Here is an 8,564-nt window from a genome sequence, read left to right on the forward strand (position 1 = left end):
GTGCTGACTTGGTCCTCATTCCGCCCGAATGAGGACCAAGTCAGCACGCTCGTTGCCGTGCGGGACAGTTCGTAGACTGGGGGACCGTGACCACCCCCGAGGCGCCGGCCGGCGCCTACCTCGACCACGCCGCCACGACGCCAATGTCCCGCGCGGCGCTCGAGGCGTACGTCGCGGAGGCGGGCCGCACGGGCAACGCGAGCTCGCTCCACTCGGCAGGCCGGGCCGCGCGGCGGACGGTCGAGGAGTCGCGCGAGTCCGTGGGGGCGTCCCTCGGCGCGCGCCCCAGCGAGGTGATCTTCACCGCGGGCGGCACGGAGGCGGACAACCTCGCGATCAAGGGCATCTTCTGGGGCCGGCGCCGGCAGGACCCGCGCCGCTGCCGGGTGCTCGTGTCCGCCGTCGAGCACCACGCCGTCCTGGACCCCGCGTTCTGGCTCGCCGGGCACGCGGGCGCGGAGATCGTGCTGCTGCCGGTGGACGGCGAGGGCCGCGTGGACCTCGTGGCGCTGCGCGCCGAGCTCGCCGAGCACGCGGACGAGGTCGCCCTCGTCTCGGTCATGTGGGCCAACAACGAGGTGGGCACCCTGCAGCCCGTGCGCGACGTCGTACGGCTCGCGCACCAGCACGGGGTGCCGGTGCACACCGACGCCGTGCAGGCGGTGGGCCAGACGGAGGTGGACTTCGCGGCCTCGGGCGTGGACGCCATGACGGTCACGGGCCACAAGATCGGCGGCCCCCTGGGCGTCGGCGCGCTGCTGGCCCGCCGGGACCTGCCGCTGGAGGCGGTGCTGCACGGTGGCGGTCAGGAGCGCGGGGTGCGGTCCGGCACGCTCGACGTGCCGGCGGTCCGCTCCTTCGCCGTCGCGGTGGCCGAGGCGGTCGAGCAGCGGCCGGAGCGCGCGGTGCGGCTGGCGGCGCTGCGCGACACGCTGGTCGCGGGTGTCCGCGCCGCCGACCCCGAGGCCGTGCTGCGCGGCCCCGACCCGGCGACCCCCGACGGGGCCGCGGCCCGCCTGCCCGGCAACGCCCACTTCACCTTCCCGGGCGCCGAGGGCGACTCGCTGCTGTACCTGCTGGACTCGGCCGGCGTGCAGGCCTCGACGGGCTCGGCCTGCCAGGCGGGCGTGCCGCAGCCGTCGCACGTGCTGCTCGCGATGGGTGTGCCGGAGCTGGAGGCGCGCGGCGCGCTGCGGTTCTCCCTCGGCGCGACGTCGACGCCCGACGACGTCGACCGGCTCGTCGCGGCGCTGCCCCAGGTGGTGCAGCGGGCCCGCGCGGCCGGGCTCGTCTCGGGCCCGGCGCCGGTGCGGGCGGGGGGTGCGGCGTGAGGGTGCTGGCCGCCATGTCGGGCGGCGTGGACTCGGCCGTGGCCGCGGCGCTCGCCGTGGAGGCGGGGCACGACGTCGTCGGCGTGCACATGGCGCTGAGCCGCAACCGGGACCAGTTCCGTACGGGCTCGCGCGGCTGCTGCTCCATCGAGGACGCCGGCGACGCGCGCCGGGCCGCGGACGTCCTCGGCATCCCGTACTACGTGTGGGACCTCTCGGAGCGGTTCGAGGAGACGGTGGTCGCGGACTTCCTGGCCGAGTACGAGGCGGGTCGCACCCCCAACCCCTGCGTGCGCTGCAACGAGCACATCAAGTTCGAGGCACTCCTGGACAAGGCCACGGCCCTCGGCTTCGACGCCGTCGCCACCGGGCACTACGCCCAGGTCGTGACCCGCGAGGGGGCGGACGGGTCGGCGACCCGCGAGCTGCACCGCTCGCCCAACGACGAGAAGGACCAGTCGTACGTGCTGGCCGTCATGGGCCCCGACCGCCTGGCGCGCGCGATGTTCCCGCTCGGCGGGTTCGTGTCCAAGGCGGAGGTCCGGGCGGAGGCTGAGCGGCGGGGCCTGTCGGTGAGCGCGAAGCCGGACTCGTACGACATCTGCTTCGTCGCCGACGGCGACACCCCCGGCTTCCTGCGCGACCGGCTGGGCTCGCGACCGGGGGAGGTCGTCGACACGGCGGGGAACGTGGTGGGCGAGCACGACGGCGCGTACGCGTTCACCGTCGGGCAGCGCAGGGGCCTCGGCCTCGGCCGGCCGGCGGCCGACGGGCGCGCACGGTACGTGGTGGACGTGCAGACGTCGTCGAACACGGTGGTCGTCGGCCCGGCCGAGCTGCTGAGCGTGGACCGGGTGTCCGCCGGCAAGGCGGTGTGGTTCACGACGCCCGTCGAGCACGCGGGGCCCGGCTGGCTCGACGACGTCGAGGTGCAGGTGCGCGCGCACGGCGCGCCGGTCCCTGCGCGCGTGCGGGCGACGACGGACGCCGACGGTGGCGCGTCGATCGACGTCGAGCTCACCGGCCGCCCGCTGCGGGGCGTGGCGGCAGGCCAGTCGCTGGTCGTCTACCGCGGGACGCGCGTCCTCGGGCAGGGCACCGTCGCGCGCGCCTGGCGCGGCTGACCCGGGCGCCTCGCGACCCGGGTGCCTCGCGATCCGGGTGCCTCGGCGCCGTCCGGTCAGGCGCGCGCGAGCCGTTGGCGGTGCGCCTCGTACAGCACGATGGACGCCGCGTTGGACGCGTTGAGGGAGCTCGCGGAACCGGCCATCGGGATGGCGACCGTGACGTCGGCGGCCTCCCGCCACCCCTTCGACAGCCCGGCGGTCTCGTTGCCGACGGCCAGCAGCACCGGACCGGTGAGGTCGACGTCGGCGGGCGCGGCGTCGCCGTCCTCGTCGGTCGCGACGACGGTCACCGGCGTCCCCGCCGCGCGGTGCCGCCCCACCCACTCGAGGACCTCGTGGTGGGAGGCGGCGCGCACCACGGGCAGCGCGAACAGCGAGCCGGTCGACGCGCGCACCGACTTCGGGTCGTAGGGGTCGGCGGCGTGCCCGGTCACGACGAGCCCGTCAGCGCCGAACGCGTCGGCGGAGCGGACCACGGCACCGACGTTGCCCGGCTGCGTGGGCCGGTCGAACACCACGCCGAGGAAGGACGGACCGACGGGGACGCGGCCCAGGTCGTCGGCCGGCATCGCGACGACGGCGAGCAGCTCGGAGGCGCCGGCGTCCTTCTCCGCGAGCTCCGCGAGCAGGTCGGGCGCCATCGCGATCGTCTCGGCGCCGGTGGCCTGCAGCAGGTCCTGCGCCCAGGACGACAGCCGCCGGTCGGTCTCGTGCAGCAGGGTGCGCACCTGCCAGCCGTGCTCCACGGCCATCGTGATCGGCCGCACGCCCTGCACCAGGAACTCCCCGGCGCGACCCCGCTTGGTGCGGTTGGTGAGCAACGTCTGCAGCTGCTGGAAACGGGCGTTGCGCACGGTGATCCGCATGCCCGCAGTCTCCCACGGCGCTCCGCCCGCGGGCGCCGCCGGGGGTCGGGCGCCGGGGTCGGGTGCCTGGGCCGGGCGCCTGGGCCGGATGCGCTCAGCGGCGCAGCTCGTGCTCCCACCACACCTGGTCGCGCGTCACCCAGTGCTCCTCCTCGAGCCCGTCGACCACGCGCACCAGGTGCATCTCGCGCACCGTGAAGCGCCGGTGCGACGGCGGCACGCCGAGGAAGAAGCCCGAGTGCAGGGCGCTGAACGCGACGTGCAGGGCCACCATGTCGCCCTCCGTCACGGAGTGCAGCACCTCGACGTGCTGCTCGTCGAACGCGTCATGGAACCACTGCATCGTGGCGACGAGGGCGTCGGGACCGCCGTTGCAGCCCGGCAGCACGTCGTGGTTGCGGAAGCCGGGCGCGAGCTGGCGGCGCAGCACCGCCTCGGCGCCCGACGGCATCGCGTTCGCGTGCACGCGCGTGGCGACCGCGCGGGCCGCCGACGGCAGGTGGGCCGGGAGCGACGCGGGCAGCGGGGAGGCCGGGCCCGCGGGTGACGCGGGCGCCTGGTCGAGGATCACGGACATCGGGACTCCTTCGTCCGGCCGATACGGTGCTCCTGGTGAGCGCCGACGACGGCCGCTCCTGTCTTACGAGAGCAGCGAGCCGCCGCGGCGTGACGCGGCGGAGGAGGTGACGTGGTGGTGAAAAAGCTGACGACTCCCGGGGTGGCCCTGTGACGGCCGTCTCCGGGCACGGCCCGTGGCCGGGCGGCGCGCGCGACGAGCTCGTGGCCCAGCAGACCGTGCTCGACGACCTGGCGTCCCTGCCGACGGGTGTCGACCCCGTGCCGTTCCTCGCCCAGCTCACCGGTCGCGGCCCGGGCGCGGACCCGGTCGGCCGCACGGCAGCCCTGCTCGCGGAGATGCCGGTCGAGCTCGGCCCACACGGGTGGAAGCTCGCCGACCACCCCGGCGTCGACCTGCGACGTGCCGAGACGCTGCTGCGGGAGGACCTGTCCGCGCTCGCGGTGGCGGCGGTGGGGCACACCGGCCCGCTCGCGGTCGAGGTGGTCGGTCCGTGGACCCTCGCGGCGGAGCTCTGGTCGGCTCGCGGTGACCGTGTGCTCGCCGACGCCGGCGCCCGTCGTGACCTGTCGCTCGCGCTGGCGGAGGCGGTGCGCACCCACCTGGCGACCGTCCGGGTGCAGGTACCCGGCGCGACGCCGGTCCTCCAGCTCACCGAGCCGCTGCTCGGCCAGGTGCACGCGGGCGTGCTGCCCAGCTTCTCCGGGTTCTCGCGCCTGCGCGCCGTGGCCGGGCCGGACGTCGTCGACGGCCTGCGGCCGGTCGTCGACGCCGCGCACGACGCCGGGGCGCGCGTCGTGGTGCACCTCGGGGGGACGTGGGTCGGGGTGCCGCCGGTGGCCCTCGCCGGGGCCGACGCCGTGGGGATCGCCCTCGCCGACCTGGGCCCCGGCGGCTGGAACGAGCGCGCCTGGGAGCTGCTCGCGCGCGCCACCGAGCGCGGCGTCGGTCTGTGGGCGGGGCTGCCGCCCGCCACCGTCTCGCAGTGCTCCGGCCCCCAGCTCGGGGAGCTCGTGCGGCTCGTCGCCGAGCCGTGGCGGCGCGTCGGGCTCCCCGCCGCGGGACTCGCCGACGTGACCCTCCTCGCCGCGCCGCGCCGCCGGCTGGAGCCCGTCGACACCCACCGCGCCGAGCTGGCCAACCTCGGCCGCGTGGCCGAGGCGCTCGGGGAGCGGGCGGAGGTCTGAGGAGGCCGGGACGGATCGGGGACGGATCCGAGGAGATCTCGCCGAGGCGCCCCGAGGGGTCCCGGCCAGCCTCCTCGACTGCGTAGGCTGAACCTCGGCGTCTGCCCGGTCCCGTCGGACCGCGGGCCGTCGTCGTACGACCTGCCCCCGACCTGCGAAGGACGCCCGTGACCAGCCTCCGAGCCGTGCTGTTCGACCTCGACGGAGTGCTCACCCCGACCGCCGAGGTGCACATGCGGGCGTGGGAGCGCCTCTTCGCGCCCTGGTGCGAGGCGCGTGGCCTCGCCCCGTACACCGCCGCGGACTACTTCGCGCACATCGACGGCAAGCCCCGTTACGACGGGGTCGCCACGTTCCTCGCCTCGCGTGGCGTCGAGCTGCCGCGCGGCACGGCCGACGACGCCCCGGGCGAGGACACCGTGAGCGCGCTCGGCAACCGCAAGGACGAGATCGTCAACCGCATGTTCGCCGACGAGGGCATCGCGCCCTACCCGGGCTCGGTGCGCTTCCTCGACGCCGTGACCGCGGCGGGCGCGCAGGTCGCCGTCGTCTCGTCGTCGCGCAACACGCCTGCGGTGCTCGCCGCGGCCGGGCTGACGGACCGGTTCTCCGTGGTCGTGGACGGCAACGTCGCGGCGCGCGAGCACCTGGCCGGCAAGCCGGCCCCCGACACCTATCTGCGGGCCGCCGCGCTGCTCGGGGTGCCGGCCGCCGAGGCGGTCGTCGTGGAGGACGCGCTGTCCGGCGTGCAGGCCGGAGCAGCCGGGCCGTTCGGCCTGGTGCTCGGTGTCGACCGGGGGGTCGGGGCGCAGGCCCTCACCGCCCACGGCGCCGACCGCGTGGTGGGCGACCTCGGCGAGCTGGACGCGTCGGTGCTCGACGCCCCCGCCCGCTCCGTCGACGGACCGGAGGCACAGGCATGATCAGGCGCACCGCCGACGAGCAGCGGTCCGTGGACCGCCTGCGCTTCCCGGCCGAGCCGTGGCGGCTGGTGGAGGCCGAGTTCTCGGCCGAGGACCTGGGCGTCACCGAGTCGCTGTTCGCGGTGGGCAACGGCTACCTCGGCATGCGCGGCAACGTCGAGGAGGGGCGCGAGTCCCACTCGCACGGCACCTTCGTCAACGGCTTCCACGAGACGTGGCCCATCCGGCACGCCGAGGAGGCGTACGGCTTCGCCAAGGTGGGGCAGACCATCGTCAACGCGCCGGACACCAAGGTGATCCGGCTCTACGTCGACGACGAGCCGCTGCTCCTGCCCGTGGCCGACCTCATCGACTACGAGCGGGCGCTCGACCTGCGCGACGGCGTGCTGCGGCGCGAGATCCTGTGGCGCACGCCGTCGGGCAAGCGGGTGCGCGTGAGCTCCCAGCGCATGGTCTCGTTCGTCGAGCGCCACCTCGGGGTGATGACGTTCGAGGTCACGCTGCTCGACGCCGACGCCCCTGTCGCGATCTCGTCCCAGATCCTCAACCGCCAGGACGGCCAGGACGAGTACCACGTGCCGGCCGCGTCCCTCGGGCAGGGCTTCGACCCGCGCAAGGCGGAGGCATTCGGCGGCCGGGTGCTGCAGCCGCAGACCCGCTGGGGCGACGACGAGCGCCTCGTCCTGTCCTACCGCTGCACCAACTCCGGGATGACGCTCGCGGTCGCGGCGGACCACCACCTCGAGACAGAGGACGAGTGGGACGTGCGCACGCAGGTGGACGACGACCTGGCCAAGCACGTGTTCCGCGTGGACGCGAAGGCCGGGCACCCGATCCGCCTGACCAAGGTGGTGAGCTACCACACCTCGCGCGGGGTCCCCACGCGAGAGCTCGTCGAACGCTGCCGCCGCACGCTGGACCGCGTCCGCGCGGGCGGGGTCCAGGTGCAGCTCGACCAGCAGCGCGCGTGGCTCGACGACTTCTGGACGCGGTCCGACGTCGAGATCATGGGCCGCCCGGAGATCCAGCAGGCGGTACGCTGGAACCTGTTCCAGCTCGCCCAGGCGACCGCGCGCGCGGAGGGGTCGGGCGTCCCCGCCAAGGGCCTGACGGGCAGCGGCTACTCGGGGCACTACTTCTGGGACACGGAGGTCTACGTGCTCCCGTTCCTCACCTACACGAGCCCCCGGTACGCCCGCAACGCGCTGCGCTTCCGTTACCAGATGCTCGACGCCGCCCGCCGTCGCGCGCAGGAGCTGTCGCAGAAGGGTGCGCTGTTCCCGTGGCGCACCATCAACGGCGAGGAGGCCTCGGCCTACTACGCCGCCGGCACGGCGCAGTACCACATCGACGCGGACATCAGCTTTGCGCTGGTGCAGTACGTGCGGGCCACCGGCGACACCGACTTCCTGCGCCGCGAGGCCGTGGACGTCCTGGTGGAGACGGCGCGCATGTGGGAGGACCTCGGCTTCTGGCGCGCGAACGGCGACGACAACTTCCACATCCACGGCGTCACCGGTCCCGACGAGTACACCACCGTGGTGAACGACAACCTGTTCACCAACGTGATGGCGCGGTTCAACCTGCGCGCCGCGGCGTTCGTCGTGGAGCGGATGCGCGAGGAGTACCCGGAGGACTACGCGAAGCTCGCCGACCGGCTGTCCCTCGGTGTGCACGAGACGACCGAGTGGACGCGCGCGGCCGACCACATGTCGATCCCGTACGCCGAGAGCATCGGCATCCACCCCCAGGACTCGCACTTCCTGGAGCGGGAGATCTGGGACCTCGCGGCGACACCGGTCACGAAGCGCCCGCTGCTGCTGCACTACCACCCGCTGGTCATCTACCGGTACCAGGTGCTCAAGCAGGCCGACGTGGTGCTGGCGCTGTTCCTGCAGGGGCAGCACTTCACGGCTGAGGAGAAGCTCGCCGACTTCGAGTACTACGACCCGCTGACCACGGGGGACTCGACGCTGTCCGGCGTGGTGCAGTCGATCGTCGCGGCCGAGGTGGGCTACCACGAGCTGGCGCTGGAGTACTTCGTCTCCTCGCTCCTGGTGGACCTGGCCAACCTGCACGACAACGCCTCGGACGGCGTGCACGTCGCGTCCGCGGGCGGCACCTGGTCGGCGCTCGCGTTCGGGTTCGGCGGCATGCGGGACCACGACGGCGAGCTGTCCTTCGACCCGCGCCTGCCGCAGGGCTGGGACGAGCTGACCTTCCGGGTCGCGTGGCACGGCTCGCGGCTGCGCGTCACCGTCCGCGCCGACGAGCTCGAGCTCACTGCCGAGACCGGCGAGGGCGCGCAGGTCGCCGTGCGCGGGGAGCAGGTCAAGGTGGTGCCGGGCGAGCCCGTGCGCGTGGCCCTCGACGGGCAGGGCCCGGTCCGCCCGGGCCGTCCGAGCCTGCGCGCGCTGTCCGGCAACCGTCGCGACGACGGCACCCTCATCACCGCGACGGTGCCGCACTCCTGACCCATCCCCGAGACGTTGTGGGTTGGAAATAATCGAGCAATTAGGACGCCAATATCACCCGTTTTGTGTACACAAACTC

Annotated in this window: 7 protein-coding genes; 5 read left to right on the top strand and 2 right to left on the bottom strand. The window is 74.5% G+C overall.

The features are described 5' to 3' along the window. Positions 1 to 143 precede the first annotated feature (143 nt). Together ACWGKI_RS20030 and mnmA are read left to right on the top strand one after the other, a co-directional pair. Positions 144 to 1,331: a cysteine desulfurase family protein gene (locus tag ACWGKI_RS20030; RefSeq protein ID WP_452189389.1), complete on the top strand. Its 1,188-nt coding sequence runs from the start codon at positions 144 to 146 to the stop codon at positions 1,329 to 1,331. Next, on the top strand, positions 1,328 to 2,455 hold the full coding sequence (gene mnmA / locus ACWGKI_RS20035) for a tRNA 2-thiouridine(34) synthase MnmA (protein WP_452189381.1): 1,128 nt from the start codon (positions 1,328 to 1,330) through the stop codon (positions 2,453 to 2,455). The genes ACWGKI_RS20030 and mnmA overlap by 4 nt, the downstream gene beginning before the upstream one ends. A gap of 56 nt (positions 2,456 to 2,511) precedes the next feature. On the opposite strand, the gene ACWGKI_RS20040 is transcribed toward mnmA, so the two are convergent. Continuing rightward, positions 2,512 to 3,324 (bottom strand): TrmH family RNA methyltransferase, encoded by an 813-nt coding sequence (locus tag ACWGKI_RS20040; protein ID WP_452189382.1) that lies wholly within the window; start codon positions 3,322 to 3,324, stop codon positions 2,512 to 2,514. Between the two features lie 94 nt (positions 3,325 to 3,418). Then, the gene (locus ACWGKI_RS20045; RefSeq protein WP_452189384.1) at positions 3,419 to 3,901 is read right to left on the bottom strand and encodes an ester cyclase; all 483 of its coding nucleotides are present in this window, start codon (positions 3,899 to 3,901) and stop codon (positions 3,419 to 3,421) included. 149 nt (positions 3,902 to 4,050) lie between these two features. On the opposite strand from ACWGKI_RS20045, the gene ACWGKI_RS20050 reads away from it, so the two are divergent. The 3 genes from ACWGKI_RS20050 (at position 4,051) to ACWGKI_RS20060 (ending at position 8,485) form a co-directional block, all read left to right on the top strand. Then, the gene (locus ACWGKI_RS20050; protein WP_380241853.1) at positions 4,051 to 5,088 is read left to right on the top strand and encodes a uroporphyrinogen decarboxylase/cobalamine-independent methonine synthase family protein; all 1,038 of its coding nucleotides are present in this window, start codon (positions 4,051 to 4,053) and stop codon (positions 5,086 to 5,088) included. A gap of 167 nt (positions 5,089 to 5,255) precedes the next feature. Then, positions 5,256 to 6,011, top strand: coding sequence for an HAD family hydrolase (locus ACWGKI_RS20055; protein WP_380241855.1), 756 nt, complete (start codon positions 5,256 to 5,258; stop codon positions 6,009 to 6,011). Beyond that, positions 6,008 to 8,485 carry a glycoside hydrolase family 65 protein gene (locus ACWGKI_RS20060; protein WP_452189387.1) on the top strand — a complete coding sequence of 826 codons (2,478 nt, stop codon included), beginning with the start codon at positions 6,008 to 6,010 and terminating at the stop codon, positions 8,483 to 8,485. Before ACWGKI_RS20055 ends, ACWGKI_RS20060 begins: the two co-directional genes overlap by 4 nt. Positions 8,486 to 8,564 lie beyond the last annotated feature (79 nt).

This window comes from Isoptericola sp. NPDC055881 (assembly GCF_053615895.1).